At 42.6% G+C, this 16,169-nt stretch carries 13 protein-coding genes and 1 other annotated feature; of the genes, 7 read left to right on the forward strand and 6 right to left on the reverse strand.

Annotated elements, in window-relative coordinates; genetic code table 11:
• Positions 1 to 53: 53 nt before the first annotated feature.
• Both NSQ66_RS12855 and NSQ66_RS12860 read right to left on the reverse strand, forming a co-directional pair.
• Positions 54 to 1,493: a serine hydrolase gene (locus NSQ66_RS12855; protein WP_076141495.1), complete on the reverse strand. Its 1,440-nt coding sequence runs from the start codon at positions 1,491 to 1,493 to the stop codon at positions 54 to 56.
• An 87-nt stretch (positions 1,494 to 1,580) separates the two neighbouring features.
• Positions 1,581 to 2,678, reverse strand: a complete 1,098-nt coding sequence (locus NSQ66_RS12860) for a VanZ family protein (protein ID WP_249267715.1) — start codon at positions 2,676 to 2,678, stop codon at positions 1,581 to 1,583.
• 191 nt (positions 2,679 to 2,869) lie between these two features.
• On the opposite strand from NSQ66_RS12860, the gene NSQ66_RS12865 reads away from it, so the two are divergent.
• From NSQ66_RS12865 to NSQ66_RS12875, 3 genes are all read left to right on the forward strand, one after another.
• Complete coding sequence (locus NSQ66_RS12865; RefSeq protein WP_038570468.1) at positions 2,870 to 3,217, forward strand: hypothetical protein; 348 nt, start codon at positions 2,870 to 2,872, stop codon at positions 3,215 to 3,217.
• A gap of 103 nt (positions 3,218 to 3,320) precedes the next feature.
• Positions 3,321 to 3,779: a hypothetical protein gene (locus NSQ66_RS12870; RefSeq protein ID WP_076101705.1), complete on the forward strand. Its 459-nt coding sequence runs from the start codon at positions 3,321 to 3,323 to the stop codon at positions 3,777 to 3,779.
• A gap of 104 nt (positions 3,780 to 3,883) precedes the next feature.
• Positions 3,884 to 5,116, forward strand: coding sequence for an aminopeptidase (locus NSQ66_RS12875; RefSeq protein WP_036686346.1), 1,233 nt, complete (start codon positions 3,884 to 3,886; stop codon positions 5,114 to 5,116).
• A 69-nt stretch (positions 5,117 to 5,185) separates the two neighbouring features.
• Here NSQ66_RS12875 and trpS read toward each other — a convergent pair whose 3' ends face one another.
• Positions 5,186 to 6,181, reverse strand: a complete 996-nt coding sequence (gene trpS / locus NSQ66_RS12880) for a tryptophan--tRNA ligase (protein ID WP_038570477.1) — start codon at positions 6,179 to 6,181, stop codon at positions 5,186 to 5,188.
• Between the two features lie 102 nt (positions 6,182 to 6,283).
• Positions 6,284 to 6,566: a binding site (T-box leader), on the reverse strand.
• A gap of 197 nt (positions 6,567 to 6,763) precedes the next feature.
• On the opposite strand from trpS, the gene NSQ66_RS12885 reads away from it, so the two are divergent.
• Positions 6,764 to 7,189 carry a hypothetical protein gene (locus tag NSQ66_RS12885; RefSeq protein WP_036686349.1) on the forward strand — a complete coding sequence of 142 codons (426 nt, stop codon included), beginning with the start codon at positions 6,764 to 6,766 and terminating at the stop codon, positions 7,187 to 7,189.
• A 150-nt stretch (positions 7,190 to 7,339) separates the two neighbouring features.
• Here the strand turns inward: NSQ66_RS12885 and NSQ66_RS12890 are convergent, their stop codons facing one another.
• Positions 7,340 to 7,723, reverse strand: coding sequence for a winged helix-turn-helix transcriptional regulator (locus tag NSQ66_RS12890; protein WP_036686351.1), 384 nt, complete (start codon positions 7,721 to 7,723; stop codon positions 7,340 to 7,342).
• 223 nt (positions 7,724 to 7,946) lie between these two features.
• Between NSQ66_RS12890 and NSQ66_RS12895 the strand changes: the two genes are divergently transcribed.
• Together NSQ66_RS12895 and NSQ66_RS12900 are read left to right on the forward strand one after the other, a co-directional pair.
• A complete protein-coding gene (locus NSQ66_RS12895; protein WP_036686352.1) occupies positions 7,947 to 8,483 on the forward strand; it encodes a sigma-70 family RNA polymerase sigma factor in 537 nt (178 codons plus the stop codon).
• Positions 8,476 to 9,597 carry a DUF4179 domain-containing protein gene (locus NSQ66_RS12900; protein ID WP_076141493.1) on the forward strand — a complete coding sequence of 374 codons (1,122 nt, stop codon included), beginning with the start codon at positions 8,476 to 8,478 and terminating at the stop codon, positions 9,595 to 9,597. Before NSQ66_RS12895 ends, NSQ66_RS12900 begins: the two co-directional genes overlap by 8 nt.
• Positions 9,598 to 10,425: 828 nt before the next feature.
• On the opposite strand, the gene NSQ66_RS12905 is transcribed toward NSQ66_RS12900, so the two are convergent.
• Positions 10,426 to 12,621 carry a pectate lyase gene (locus NSQ66_RS12905; protein WP_249267713.1) on the reverse strand — a complete coding sequence of 732 codons (2,196 nt, stop codon included), beginning with the start codon at positions 12,619 to 12,621 and terminating at the stop codon, positions 10,426 to 10,428.
• 167 nt (positions 12,622 to 12,788) lie between these two features.
• Between NSQ66_RS12905 and NSQ66_RS12910 the strand changes: the two genes are divergently transcribed.
• Positions 12,789 to 14,360 carry an ABC-F family ATP-binding cassette domain-containing protein gene (locus NSQ66_RS12910; RefSeq protein WP_076141492.1) on the forward strand — a complete coding sequence of 524 codons (1,572 nt, stop codon included), beginning with the start codon at positions 12,789 to 12,791 and terminating at the stop codon, positions 14,358 to 14,360.
• Positions 14,361 to 14,362: 2 nt separating this feature from the next.
• Here NSQ66_RS12910 and NSQ66_RS12915 read toward each other — a convergent pair whose 3' ends face one another.
• The gene (locus NSQ66_RS12915) at positions 14,363 to 16,168 is read right to left on the reverse strand and encodes a sensor histidine kinase (RefSeq protein ID WP_076141491.1); all 1,806 of its coding nucleotides are present in this window, start codon (positions 16,166 to 16,168) and stop codon (positions 14,363 to 14,365) included.
• Position 16,169 lies beyond the last annotated feature (1 nt).

The following is a 16,169-nucleotide window of genomic DNA, read 5'->3' on the forward strand; positions in this document are numbered from 1 at the left end:
AAGGCCGCTAAGTCTCTTTAAAGGACGAAGCGGCCTTTTTTATTCATTAAGAATTATAGTCTGCCAATGATCTCAGGGAATTCAGTCGGTCCCATATTCACATTAAACTTTTGTTTAAGAATTAGCTGCTTCTCTAGTAAGATTATTTCAAGAGTTATGCAAAAAGGCATTTCAATAAACAATAAAGTGAGCTGCAGCTGATCATCAGCAACCCAAGTAAAGCTGGACATGATTCGGTTCAAGGAAGCATCAATGATCTGTGCGAAGCTTTCGAGCCATTCCCCTCGACCAAGACAGATCACAGAATCCTCTCCAGTCTTAAATTGTAAAGTAACTGCAGCTTCGTTGTTATTGAAAGAGATAGAGAAGGTGTCCAAGGCAAATTGGTTGTCATCGAGCTTATAGGTTAAGCTGTTTATTCGTTCTTCTTGTGATGAAGATGGCTGCAGTTGTGGCGGTTGGATAGATAAATACTTTAATTGTTCAACCAAGTGGGCAGAAGCAGCAGGCTCTAATGGCAAGGGTGCTTGCTCCATCGCGGGAAGCAGATGTTCCCACACAGCATTCAACATTCCTTGTATACTGTCTGATGCAGCAGTAGTAATAATTACGGCATCTTGCTCCGGAAGCACGACACAGAGTTGACCGAAGGCGCCATCTGCCCGGTAGGCACCGTGCTGGCATTGCCAGAACTGATACCCATATCCCATTGCCCAGTCATGATCGCCTTCGCCATTGGAAATATGTTTGGAAGTAGCCTCATTAATCCACTTTTCAGGCAGAACCCGTTGATTATTCCAGATTCCTTTTTGTAAGTATAGCTGGCCGAATTTAGCGATATCCTCGGTTGTAATGTTTAAGCCAAATCCCCCTGTGTTAATTCCGCGTGGACAAGACTCCCACGTTGCGCCGTGAATGCCTAGAGGAACGAAGAGGCGTGGTTCTAAATATTCTAGCAGTGTTTGGCCAGTAACCCGTTGAAGGATCGCGGCCAGCATGTAAGTAGCACCGGTATTATATAGGAAATGTGTACCTGGTTGTTTCTCGACCGGGACGGAGAAGAAAGCTTTCACCCAATTCCCGTCTGCACTTTTGCGAAGTGTGTCCATAGTATCCACGACATGCCCGGTACCCATCATCAATAGATGTCTGATTGTCATATTGGTTAGATTGTCTGTGATTGGATCAGGAGCATCTTCAGGGAAAAAGGATAGGACAGAATCATCAAGGGTGACGAGTTTCTCTGTAACAGCAAACCCGATTGCGGTTGAGGTGAAACTTTTGCTAAGTGAAAATAACATATGCGGAAGATCGGACCTGTAAGGGGCCCACCAGCCTTCAGAGACCACATAACCATGTCGAAGTAGCATAAAGCTGTGCAGGCCTAAATTTTGTTCCTCTACTGCACTAATAAAGCGGGATATTGCGGTTGATGAAATGCCCTGTTCTTCTGGAAGACTTCTAGATAACCGCAAGCTGCTTGTAGTTTCCATACGCTCATCTCCTAAATTTTGAGAATGCTCACCTCCTAATTCTATAATAATTTCCAATGTTAAAATACCCTTTAAAAAATAACTAGTTTAGCTTTCTACAGGGCTGTTGCGGGATACATCAGATTGGAGCCGTTTCTCTGGCCAAGAAATAACATGAGAAGTTTGACTTAGTTTCTCATATATTAGCTGAGTTTCTTTTTTGAATATACTAATGACTAAATGAATAAAGAAAGCCAAGTCTATCAATAGAACAAACAGATGAATAAGCATATTCCATACGGAGGAAAGATGCCCTAGAAGGGCGGAATCAAGCAAAAGAGCGTGAATCCCAAGCAGCAACCAATATAGCAGGCCATATCTGAGCATCAGAGCCCAGAAAAAAGCATGATTCCCGCTGCTCTTCACCCGAATCCGCACCATCCATTTCCCTAAGGTCCGTCCGCCCGTGAGAGCCGGAACAAGCATGAAGTAAATACCAGTTACAATCCAGAAGGCAGCTTTTATATCGAATCCGAAGAGTACCCCAAACCCGATGCTCCACACCATACTATCGATTAGAAAAGCTATTCCTCTGCGGGTATAGGAGACTCTTTTGGCAGAGCGGTCAATGTTTGTATCCAGTTGTTCTATACGTGGCAATAGCCCGGAGATCCAAATGGAAATTCGAAATCCAAAGATTCCTCCGATTGTGTTGGTAATGAGATCATCGACATCAAAAAGACGGTAAGGATGATCGAAGAAACCGTAAATCCCTGTAATCTGCGTGATCTCAAAGGACAGGGAAAAGGCAAAGGATAGTAGAATGCACACGACCCAGCGTGTACGAAAATAATAGCCCAGAAACATTCCAAACGGTACGGTTAATGCAACGTTAAAAATGACCTGTAAAAATGCAGGCTCACGCAGTAATGACCAGTAGGTCGAGATTTGATCAGGGATGATCGACGATCCATCCACAATATCCTGAATAAATTGAAGGGGAATGAATTGGACGATACTCCCAGAAGGTGCAGCATTGTGCCGGGAGGATGGAAAAGGAAGCAAGACTAGAAAATAAGCGTTCATCAGATAGAGCAGCAGCAGATATAGGATTAAAGCTCTAAGCTTATGTATATAGCCATGTCTGCGGTATTGTACGATAAGAAAAGGAAGTGTGAAGAACAGCGCTGCTATTGGAAACATCATGAACGCATACGAAATTGGAAATAAGTACGAATGAAACATAAGTCACCTGCCGTGGAATTGTTTTTATAAGGAATTTGACTCTACTTGGAAATTAGCTATCCCCGGCTCATTATAAGTTTTTATGATAGGGAACTCAACTAATTTATCGAACGTTTTCGGCATACATATGTCTATGAAGGAGCGTGAAGTGGATGGAGAAAAAGGTTCAGCAGTATTATCGGCTCAAGCAAAAGCAAAAAGATATTGAAAAAGAATTGGCCGAGCTTCGTCAGGATATTTTAAATTATTGTAGTGAGCAGGAAACCACCGAGACTGAAATTGGCAGCTATAAAGTGAAGCTGGTCGTGCAAAACCGCAAAGAATATGATGATGCAAAGTTATATGAGACCTTATCGGACCCTGAAGTGTGGCGTTTGCTCTCCAAATCAGATCCGGCAAAGGTGGCAAGCTTGACCAAGTTGAATGTAATTTCAGAGGATAAAATCATGCATACTTATGCTTTGAAGACCGTAACACTGCTACAGGTGGATAAAAAATAGTGATTCAAGTGAGCGGTTCCTTGTGGGAGCCGCTTTATTTGGCTGATAACTGTCCAGATTAAGGAAATATGTTACAGTATTAGGGTAGAAGGGAGGCTGAATAGTGAAAAAAATAATCATCGGAGGCGTCATGGGCTTAACGATTTTACTTTTTTTCTTCTTTATTTTGCAGCATAATAATCAATCACTTGAGGTGAAACCGGAAGTTCTGTTCCCAACAGCGGAATACAGGGTGACTGATAGTAGTGCTCCAGGATTACCTATGCTTATAACTGCTGAAGGGGCGAATGTTATTAAGATACAGGTTACGTCCGGCAATTTATTGTTATGGAACCCCCCTGACTACAAGGTGCATAACAAAGGTCTTGAGCTGAAAATCAAATCTGGAGATCAAATTTATTGGAGTCCAATGGATGGAAATAATAAACAAATAGATGAGCCTCAGGATACCAAGATCATAGTGATTGCTTACCATAATGATAAGCAGATCGGAATGTCCAACGTAGAGATTCATAAGAATGATCTAGGTGTCTATACAGGGGAAATACCTGAAGTGAAGTAACTGAGAATCTAAATCGAATCGCAACTATCCTCGTTTTGCGTTAAAATAAGAAGTGAAGCTGACCGAGTGCTTATAGCAACCCTAGAGATGGAGGAAGAGAATTCATGAAAGATTTTGAAGTAATGCTGGAGAAATACGCGAACCTAGTTGTAAAAGTAGGAGTAAATGTACAGCCTGGACAAGTCCTTATGGTACATGCACCGATAGAAACCGCAGAACTTACTCGCTTGATTGTAGCGAAAGCCTATGAAGCGGGAGCTAAATATGTAATTGTTGACTGGGACGATGAAGCAACTACACGGATCCGTTATGAAAAAGCCCCAGAGGATTCTTTCGATTACTATCCACAGTGGCAGGCTGAGATGATGGAGAAATTCGCGGAAGAAAATGGTGCCATCTTACATATTAAAGTACCTGATCCGGAACTGTTTAATGGCATTGATTCTTCTAAGGTATCTAGAGCAGTCAAAGCAGCAGCTATTGCTCGCAAGAACTACTCCAAATATACTCGGAACAGCAAAATCAGCTGGTCTCTGGTCAAAGCGCCAACACGTGCTTGGGCGAACAAGGTTTTTGCCGATCTTCCTGAAGAAGAGCGGGTAGAGGCGATGTGGGAAGCTGTATTCCAGATGAATCGTGTGGGCAGCGATGATCCGGTAGCTGCTTGGAGAGAGCATATTGGTCAGTTGAAAGAAAGTCAGGATAGAATGAACGCTAAACGTTATAAAAGCCTGCATTACCGTGCTCCGGGAACGGATCTGCATGTAGAGCTTCCGGAAGGCCATTTATGGCGCGGGGGTGGCGGTGAGAATGATAAAGGTGTTTATTTTGTTGCTAATATGCCAACGGAAGAGATTTATTCCATGCCCCATCGTACTGGAGTGAATGGCACAGTTAGAAGCACGCTCCCTCTTAATTTGAATGGACGTTTAGTTGAAGGACTTTCATTCACTTTTGAAAAGGGGAAAGTCGTAGCTTATGAAGCTGAATCCGGACGCGAGCATTTAACCTCACTGCTGGCAACGGATGAAGGTGCATCTTATCTAGGAGAAGTAGCCTTAGTGCAGCATGATTCTCCAATCTCTCGCTTGAACCGCATTTTTTACAATACAGGGATTGATGAGAATGCCTCCTGCCATTTCGCGCTAGGAAGTGCTTATCCTGTAAATATTGAAGGCGGCACAAAGCTTACGAACGAAGAGCTTGTGGCTAGAGGAGCTAATGTCAGCTTAACTCATGTCGATTTTATGATCGGTTCAGCAGAGCTGGATATTGACGGAGAGCTGGCGGACGGCACGATTGAACCCGTATTCCGTAAGGGAAATTGGGTGTTGTAAGGAGAAGAAAAAAGCCGGATCTCTTCCAATGAGCTTCCGGCTTTTTTTGAGTACCTATAAATATCATTTTTAGATTGAAAAATAGTTAAGACTCATAGCCTCACGTACTTCGGCCATTGTTTCCTGAGCAATGCTGCGGGCATGCTGTGTTCCAGAGATTAAGATTTCCTGCACAAGCTTGGGCTTAGTAGCATAATAGGAACGTCGCTCTCGCATCGGTTCTATAAGCTGATCTAGAGCTGTCGAAATCAACTGTTTGCAAGCAGAACAACCCATGGTACCCCGCTCACAGCCTTCACGAATTTCGGTTACCCCCGCTGAGCGAAAAGCACCATGATAAGCAAAAATAGGACAGATATCTGGATGTCCAGGATCATTTTTATGCACACGCGCAGGATCGGTTGTGGCTTTTCTTATCTTGAAGGTGATTTCTTCCTTAGTGGAGTCCAGCTCGATGGCATTGCCAAGGCTTTTACTCATTTTAGCGTTGCCATCCGTACCCACAAGTCTCGGCGTCTCACTGATCAGCGCTTTGGGTTCCACCAGTATCGGGCTGTACAGCTCGTTGAATCTGCGGACGATTTTGCGGGTTAATTCCAGATGGGGGAGCTGGTCTTCTCCTACAGGAATGATCGTTGCTTTACAAAAAGTTATGTCAGCAGTCTGACTAACTGGATAACCTAGAAAACCGTAATACAATTCATCTAAGCTGGAATTTTTTGATTCGGCTTTAATCGTGGGATTATGCCGTAAAGAATTCACAGTAACAAACATAGAGAACAAGATGGTCAGCTCTGCGATTTCAGGGATCATCGATTGAATAAATATAGTTGTTTTCTCCGGATTTATACCCGCAGATAAATAGTCCAGTGTGATCTCATGCAGATGTTGACCCAGCAGCTGCGGACGATCAAAATGGGTCGTTAGGGCTTGAATATCCGCTAAAAACACAAAAGTTTCATATTGCTCCTGAAGGGCTACTCGGGTCTGCAAGCTGCCGGCGTAATGGCCAAGGTGAAGCTTTCCAGTCACTCGATCTCCAGTTAAGACACGTTCGTTCATCATATAAATTCCTCCTGATATTTAGCATTTGGTTACACTCGAGTCGCCACCACCAGCCATCATCCATGGCCATCACCTCCTTTAAATGACAAAAAAACCTCATCCAATAAGGACGAAGTTGTCGTGGTACCACCTTAAATGATCGTGTCACCTTACGATTCTTGGCTTTCGATCTTCTCTTACCTGTACGGAGAGGTTGAATTAATTCTCGATACAGGTCCCTTGATAACGGCGGGAACCCCGGTTTTCCCTACTGCATCCATTAAGATAGTTCGGAAAAACAACTATAAAGGCCATTCGAGCATACGCTGGTCACCGGTTCGCACCTACCACCGGCTCTCTGAAGACCATGTTCGTCTGTCTACTTACCCTTTGTCATCGTTGTTCATGATATGTGAATTATTGTAATTCTGAACAGGGGTGTTGTCAATGAGTGGAAATCGTATGGTGATTGATGAGGTATCTAGGTTTATATGATATAGCAAAGTATACCTTAAATGTATATAATCATCAGGAATTTAGTCCAATCTATCATTGCGGATTCACAATATACTACTCTATAACCTTGAAATGGAGTGATGATAAATGGCGACAATAATAAGTTATGGGTCACAGGCAAAAATCCCGTTAGATCCGTTTACTACAGCTATAACGGTTGCAGGGATTCCTGGAGCTGGAGCGGGTCTAGCCACAGCGCAAGTAAATATTAGTCCGGCTAATCCGGCTTCTTTCTCCAGTAGAGTCGAGTTAAATGGTAGTTTTAGTCTTACTGCACTTGCTAATAGCCAATTTCTTGTTATCATCCGACGAGCTGGAGTCGATATTTATAGATCCTTTTATCGTTTTACTACAATTACTGATATTCAATTAAGTGCTCAGTGGGTTGATGGTGCTTATATTGGAGTCCACAACTATGAATTGGTAATTCAGAATGATAGCAACTTGCCTATAAATCTATTTGGACCCATATCATTCACAGCAACTGCAATTGGAGGAGAGGGCGTAATTTAAGTTATGTTCCTGTGCGCCATTCAAGGGACGGGTGAATCAAAGCTTTGGACAGTTGAATCGATCTGATTCAGCTGTCCTTTTTTCATGAACGTATAATTGAAGTACAACTCTAGCAGCATAAATATCCAACCATACCCTTGATAGAGCGGTTTATTTATTTAAAATGTTATCCTCTAAAACAGCGTATTTATCGCCGAATTGCTTAATGATATGTTGTTCTCCCCAATTACATAATGCAGTCAAAATATCGCTTAAACTATCACCATATTCACTAAGCTCGTATTCTACTTTTGGTGGAACCTGATTATAAACAATTCGGTTGATGATTCCATCTGCCTCAAGCTCGCGTAGCTGCTGGGTTAACATTTTTTGAGTAATGCCGGGCATCAACTGTTTTAACTCGGAGGTGCGTTTTTTGCCATGAGTTAAATGACATAGAATTACGCATTTCCATTTCCCTCCGATGACCTCTAGTGTGGCTTCAACAGAAATATTGTATTTTTTCTTGACAGTTGTTGTTGGTGTTGTTGTCATGATAACCTCCAAGGTATGGGTACTTTTTAGTACCTATGGCACTTTTAAGTGCGTACTATTGATTATGTCCAATTTAACCTATCATAACATTTTTCGTTCAATTTTTATAGAATGCTATAATTTAGAGAGCTTTGGGCAAAAAAGTTAAACGAAACAAAAACCGTTTCTATACCTCCCCCGTCTTAATCTATGAAAGGTTGAAGAGGGGAGGCTAAGGAAGGACATGACGATGACTAATGCAGAAATGAAAAAAGTAACGATTCTTGATACTCGGAGCGAGACGGATTTTTACGATTCGATATTGGTACATAGAGAACAACTGTACAGTATTGCTTATAGTTACTTGCGGAACCGAAACGATGCGCTGGAAGCGATGCAGGAAATGACTTGCCGGGCCTGGATTAAAAGAAAAACATTAAAGGACCCCAAAGCATTCAAATCATGGATTATTCGAATTCTAATTTATGTCTGTATAGATGAACAAAGACGAAGAAAACGTTCCATGCCGCTGGTAGATGAAAGAATAGGAGAACAGGTCACACATATTGGCCATCATCGGATGGAAATGTTGTGGGCACTTGAGCAGGTTAAGCCCAAGTATCGCCATGTGCTGCTGCTAAAATACTACAACGATATGACCTTGACTGAGATCGCTAACATTATGAATAAACCCGAGGGAACGGTTAAGACTTGGCAACATAAAGGGCTCAAGCAGTTGCGAACCATCATAAAGAATCGGGGTGAATGGAACAATGAGTAGTCAAGAGGAGCTTGCCATGTTAAGCGATGCCGAACGTATCCCACAAGAACAAAAAATAGAGAATGCAGCCGCTCAAATCTATGCGATCCAAGCAGGCTTGGAATTAGGCAAGAAACGTGGCAGAAGGTTAATGTTCACAAAAAGCGCGATGTCTGTGCTGGCGGCTGCAGTGATGATAGCGGGCCTGCTGTTCTTCAATCCAACCCAGCTGATGCCACAGCAAGGGACTTCGAGTGCTGAAACATTCGATCGGGGCGTGTTGGAGCCTTTTAAAACATTGGCTGCAGCTGATATTGATGCTCTTACTTTAGAGTCTGCAATCCGGAATGATTATGTACAAATCGTTAATAAGAGTGCTGAATCAAATGGATATAAAATTACTCTGAATGCTGTGCTTGCTGATGAAAACAAAATCATGCTGCTGTATACAGGAACAACAAGTGATGGTCAGGAAGTGTACAGTGTAAATAGTGTGAAGCTGACAGATGCTGAAACTGGACGAGATGTAATGGAGGAGAATGGGAATAGAGGCGGAATGGGAGCACACGCAGAGGGAACCCTATATACTTGGCTCGGCAAAACTGTATTTTCACTGGACCGAAATAAACCAAGGCCAACAGACGTAGTGGCGGATTTTCAGATTGCCTCTGTAGATCCGGGAATGTTAAGTAAACCGCAAACAGGAACGGTTTTATCCGACATGCGGTATTCTGATCGTTTAAAAGTGAACTTCTCTATTGATCCTAAGTTTTGGGAGCTGAAGACGGAGACATTAGTTGTTGACCACCCTTTCATAATTGACGGACAGGAAGTAAAACTAGCCGAAGTCGAGCTTTCTCCGTTAAGCATAGCGCTCAAATTTACGATAAATGAGGAATTGAAAACGGATTGGATCGTCCGAAATGAACTGTTTCAAAAGCTCCCCTATGAATTAACTGCGCAGGTTGGGAAGCACGACATTAAAATTAATCCGAATTCTGGTAGTGGAGCTGATGATGGATTTATAAGTTACTTCAGCAGTAATGTGTTGGATCACCCGAAGTCACTGCGTTTGAAGCTTAGTGCGGGGGCAGATCGAGAGAAAGAAGAGTATATTGATATTCTGAAAAAATGAGCGGTAAGCGATATTAGTGAATATGCGTTGGAAGTCGTAATATAGAAAAAGGCCGCTGGTTGCGGCCTTTTTGTTATTGTTGGGACATTATACTAACTTTGTGAGTTACCATTAACACCAAACGCATCACTTGTTAATGAGAACAAACTCCTAATGCTCCTATTTGGACTGTATGTGCATAATGCTCCTCACGGGCTACAGGCTCTTAATGTTCCTCAGGCTTCTCACGTTTCACAGGCTCCACATGTTTCACAGGCTCTTCATGTTCACAGGCTCCACATGTTTCACAGGCTCTTCATGTTTCACAGGCTCCTCACGTTTCACAGGCTCCTCATGTTTCACAGGCTCCTCACGTTTCTCAGGTTTCTCATGTTCCTCATGTTTCTCACGCGCGTAACACTCCTAACGGACTGTATTGCAACTATTTTGGCTTTTTTGACCATTTTGCTGAGTTTTCGGACTGCATAGCTCTTATTGGTCTAAATCCACACCAAAATTAAGCATATTGGGTTGAATAGCTGCATCTGAGTCCGATAGCACTGCGAAATGCCCGGATTCTTCGAAATAAGGGCTCCTGAGTCCGAACCGTCTGACCTCGTAAATACTGCACAGTAAACAGTAAATCACCGTCTGAGCGTCTTAGCTATTTCGGCAGAACAAAAGTGGCGTTAGTGCGGCGTTAGTGCGGTACAAAAGTTTGCTAATCTGGCGCTAATATGGCGCTAATATGGTGCAAAGGTGGCGCTAATGTGGCAACTAAGTTAGTAACTTTTCTCGTTGTAGTTATGGGAGTATGTGTTCAGTGATTAGTTAGTCGCATTAGTCGAATTAGTTACTGTAACTTGTTTTCAACCATTCCTCGTTTGACCAGGACAATTTGCCAGCCCCTGAACCGTCAACAGCGGTAAGTCTAGATTTTAGACTAACTGGGTCATCTGAAGTGTAGCTATAAGGTAGTGTTGTGAATCCGTTCCATGCAAATGCTTTAACGGCAGCGGGTGCAGGGGAGAGAGGGCTGTTCTTAGATGTACTGTCTCCTCTGAATGTTGCTCCATCTAGTGAATAGATCGTATCTAAAGCTGCGATTGCACCCGTATATTTGCTATTACTCGCATCCGCTTGATTGTTGCGAAGTGGATTCACTACATCAATGATTACAGAACTTTCAAGTAATACAGCTCCTCCTTCTGTCGAGATTGCTCCGTTACTTGTAACCCCGAAATGATACCCCTTGCTTGAGATCGCTTTTTCCATAGCGGAGGTTAGACGTTTTTTAGCCAATCTGGTATCTTCGTTGTCCATTACAATGTTATAGGCATGCGCATTACCACTACGAAGGCGGGGCATGCGGTCTTGTATATCTTTATAGTAGTTGTGATGGAGCGTCACAGAAAGAAGCGCATTATCAGCTGCAAATTCTGTTGCGCCTATTAAATGGCCCTTTTTTTGACTAGCGGCAATCGCAATGATGTCGTCTTTACTTAGGCCAACTGAGCTGCTTCTTAAATAAGCGTACATGGGATAAGCAGCCTTGTTGGCTTCCATAGCATTAATTTGCTGAGTAACCCAGCTGTTTGCGTTTCTATCATCCCCTAAGAAGGAAGACCATGAAATGGTGACGCCGTTGCTGCCTTTTTTAACATCGACAACTCCGTCATAAGATTTATTGAAGGTGCAGTGGTCGATCCATACGTTGTTGCTATTCTCAATGGTGATGTAGTCCCAGTCGTTTTTATCGTAATTTCCTTTGGTTGCTTCATCCCATTCCCACAGCTCATCAAATTCAAGGTTGCGGATGATGACGTTAGAGCTTCTTTTAAAAGTAAAAGCGGCATGTTTAATGGTTGCACCCTTAGCAGAGAAAATGGTCAAACCGTCGAAGTTGTCTATAGACACTTTGCTGACACCAGTCTCTATTAATACGGGATGTGTTAAAGCACTGTTATGAGCGCTAAATGGGGAGATCTTTGCCGCATCAGAAATTTCATTCCATCCCAGATCCAAGTCGTTCATAATTTCAATAACCTTTATTTTGGATCCTTTTCTCAGTGCAGTGGCAAGATCTTCTGCGCTATATACCTTTTTATAGAGTGGACTGGTTTCTTGGATATTTCCACCACCTGTTGTTCCTGTGGCAAACCCAGCCAAATCATATTCACTAACCTGTACCGGTGTAGGCGTTGGTGAAACAGTTGGTATCGGCGTAGCAGTAGGTGTTGGTGTGACAGTCGGAGTCGGTATTGCAGTCGGTATCGGTGCAGCAGTAGGTGTTGGTGTAGCAGTAGGTGTCGGTGAAGCAGTTGGTGTCTGTGAAGCAGTCGGAGTCGGTATTGTAGTTGGTGTTGGTATAGCAGTCGGAGTCGGTATAGCAGTTGGTGACGGCGTGACAGTCGGTGTCGGTGTAGTGCCATTGGTGTCAGAAACGGTCACGTTGTCGAACATCGTAATTGTCTTAAAGGTAACGAGCCCTGCTGTACCTTTTTTTAATTTGGAATCGGAAGCTGAGAGCTCCAGCGTATCATTTACATACATGTTGATGGTATTTCCGCTCATTTCAAGTTTTACATTATACCAAACTCCTGTTTGCAGAGTGTAGGGTTTGCTGGTCAAAGTTGTAGTAGATCCAGAAACCTTTTTTCTGATTTCCAGCATGCCATCATTATTATTATACAAAGAAGCTGCATAAAAATTATTTCCATCTATGTATCTGCCTGCAACATAAGTTCTGTTTGAGCCATTAAAATCAACTACTTTTACATCCGCTTCCACAGTGTAATCGCTCCAGGCTGAATCACCTGCAGAAGTACGTCCTTCTTTTGTGACAGACTGGTAATATACGCTGTTGCCTTCGTCCTCAACAATAGTCCAATTCCCACTAGTGGATGTCCATAGATTACCGCCCTCTTCAAAGCGGTCTTGGAAGAAGGTAGAAGCACTTGCCGGATACACAATAAAAAGAGAAAAGAGCAGGGTTATGCACATAGTAACACTCACATTTTTCTTGATTGATTTTAGCAAACTCATTGTAATCCTCCTTATGTATTTATAAATTTATATTAATATAAATACATATATCGGAAATAAATATAAGTAATAATATGATTATAAAGTCCTTTTTTTAATTAGTGCTATAATAGCTTTTTGGGTATTCAACGATGAATTCTGATCTATACGAACTAGGAGTGATAGACTTGAGCGTAATCCGAATGGAGAACGTAACTAAGAAATATGAGAATACATTAATCTTTCGAGATATTTATTTTCGTGTGAGCAAGGGTGAACGTATTGGCTTAATCGGACGAAATGGAGCAGGTAAATCTACTGTTTTTAAGCTAATAATGGGAAAAGAGGAGCCAACGGCAGGAAAAGTAGAATTAGATCCCAATGTGAAGATCAGCTACTTCTCTCAATTCTCGGAGCTTTCCGGGTCTTTGTCTGTACAACAAGAGTTAGAACTTTGCTTCGAAGAGGTAGCACGCATTGAACAGGAGCTTAACCAAATAGGAGAACAGCTAGGGCAGGTGTCGGATGATGTCCAGATGAATGTACTTTTAGAGCGCCAAGCTGAGCTTTTTGGACAAATGGAGCATTTGGATGGCTGGAATGTATCTGTGGAAATCAATACGGTGCTGACTAAATTAGGATTCGATGAGAGATCGCGGCATCAACCTGTAGAGGAGTTATCCGGAGGCTGGAGGAACCGCGCGGCACTGGCTAAAGTCTTAATTGAAGGACCTGATGTTGTATTGCTCGATGAGCCTACTAACTTTTTGGATATGGAAGGGATCGTATGGTTGGAGCAGTGGCTGCACCGTTTCAATGGGGCGATGCTTCTGGTCTCTCATGATCGGCAATTTATTGACAGAGTGGTCACGCGGACGATAGAAATCGAGAACTATCATTTCCAGGAATATGAAGGGAATTATACCGATTACGTTCGTAAAAAGAAGATGCGCAAAAAAGTGCTCGATCGGCAATTTGAGTGGGAAGAAGAACTTCTCCTTATGGAGTCTGAGGCCATTGAAAACCGTGGTAGTAAGAAGTCCTCTAAGGACCGTCTTTCGCGTAAGCTAACGGATATGAAAAAACGAGTGGAACCTCATCCAGTTAACGTATTAATCACTGATATTTATAGTAATTTACGTTTTCCTGACAAGCTGGGGGAAGTGAAGCGGATTGGACAAAGTTATGATGGCCGCTCCATCTTCCAGAACATTAGCTTCGATATTCAAAAGGAAGACCGGATAGCAATCGTGGGTCCGAACGGCAGCGGAAAGTCGACACTCATCAAAGTACTGACTGGACAAGAAGCACCGGAATCGGGGGAAGTGACTTGGGAACGCGGGGTCAGCTATGCGTACTTTAATCAGATGTGGGATGAGCTGGATCATAAAGATACTGTCAGCCATGCCGTAAATGTTTATGGACTGGGACTGGACGCACCGCGGAAAAAGGTGAATAAATTTCTATCGATGCTGCAATTCTCGGAAATGGATCTGAGTAAAACGATTGGCAGCCTTTCAGGTGGACAGCAGGCCAGAGTGGCTTTAGCGAAATGCCTTCTCTCCGGAGCTGCTGTCATTATTTTAGATGAGCCCACTAACCATTTGGATTTAACTAGTATTCAGGTGATGGAGCAGGCGTTGATTCATTTTCCTGGCGCTGTAGTAACAGTTAGTCATGATCGGTTTTTTATTGATAAAATAGCGACGAAAATGCTCACCTTTGATCCTGAATTAGGCATTACTGAGCAAAATGTCTAGGATTACGCGGGAAGACGGATGATCACTGTCGTTCCTTCACCTACGTGACTGGAAATTTCAATTCCATATTTTTCGCCAAAATGAAATTGAATACGATCATGAACATTTTTAATGCCAATATGTTCCTCATCTAAGGTATCTGAGGGTTGAGAGAGACGGAAACGAAGCTGTTTAAGTTTCTCTTCCTCGATGCCAATGCCGTTATCTTTAACGATAATCAGCATATCATCCCCCGATATCACCGAGGATACCTCAAGCAGACCTGGTTCACTGCGACTTTCTAGGCCGTGTACGATAGCATTCTCTACGATGGGCTGCAAGGAGAAGTGCATGACCTTAACGATCTCGCATTGCGGATCTAGCTGTTCCATATACTGTAATTTATCCCCAAAACGTAACTGCTGAATTTTCACATATAGCCGGACATGCTCAAGTTCCTCGCGCAGGGTAACGGTGATTTTCCCCGTCTGAACATGAATCCGAAACAATCTGCCCACGATTCCCACCATCTCGCCAATCTCTCTTTGCCCATTGATGATGGCTTTCATTTGAATTGATTCAAGGACATTTGCCAGAAAATGAGGATTGATTTGGCTTTTGAGCGCACCATACTGGGCTACCTTTTGTTGAGCCTTGGCCATCGATGATCGCTCAATATAGTTTTGCAAATCTTTTACCATTTTACGAATTCCATTATATAGAACCCCAAATTCATCTTGGCGGTTACTGTACAAATCCACATCGAAATTACCCATCCCCACCAGCTTCACCTTCCGGCTTAACAGAATAATAGGTTTGGTTACGCGTTCCGAAAGGATATACATAAATAAGAGTGCAGTGACAAGCGATAAGAGCGCTAAGGTTAAAATGATTTTGCCAAGAAAAGAAGCCTGCTTAGTCATCTCTTTTTCATCAATATATTGAATGACCTTCCAGTTGGAGTAAGGAGAAGTAACAAAATTAATATACGAATCCTTGTCATCAAAAGTACCATATAAGCTTCCGGCGTCGTTTTTCATAAAAGTATTAAGCGCCTGTTTGTCGATGGGGATAGGCTCTAAAGGACTCGTCTCCAATGAATCTGAGCTATAAACGTTGCCTCCTTTATCGTCTAAAATAATGAATTTCCGCTTGCTATTCTCGGACAGCTTTAAGATTTCACGTAATGAATCCAGCCGGATATCAATTAACATGACACCTAAGGGCTGCTTGCTTCCTTTTTTATTAATGACTCTGGCGATGGAGATGACGGATTGTTTAGAATTGGTGCGATAGAATGGGAGATGACTTCCAAATAGGATTACACCACCCTTTTTTTGTTGCGTCTGTAAATACCAATCCTCTTGGGTGTAGTCCTTCACATCATAATCCGCACGATTGAAATTGGCGGAGTAGAATACACGTGACCCCGCGAAAATCTGCACACTGTCGACATTTTTAATCGTCATTTCAATCCCGCTGATGAACTGTTCAATCGTGTTTCCATACTGAATACTTAGATCATTCCCGATATTATCTTTGTTGATAGTCCAATGCTCGAGGGCGGTTTGTAATTGACTATCTACTTGGGCATTAAGGGTCCCTTTTTCAATGCTTTGCAGATACTGGTCGATGTTGAAAGAAAGATTATTAAGGATGAGATTAGAGCTGCTTTGATATTCATTTTTGACGGCTTGATTTGAAAAAATATAGATAATCGCGGATATAATCAGCAAAGGAATGGTAATGGTCAGGATCATCAGCACAAAAATCTGCCGATTGACATGCCGCATCCGATAACGTTTTTTTGGCTGGTTAATTTGCATCATT

This window comes from Paenibacillus sp. FSL H3-0329 (assembly GCF_037963285.1).
In the GTDB taxonomy this organism is placed as follows: domain Bacteria; phylum Bacillota; class Bacilli; order Paenibacillales; family Paenibacillaceae; genus Paenibacillus_AQ; species Paenibacillus_AQ odorifer.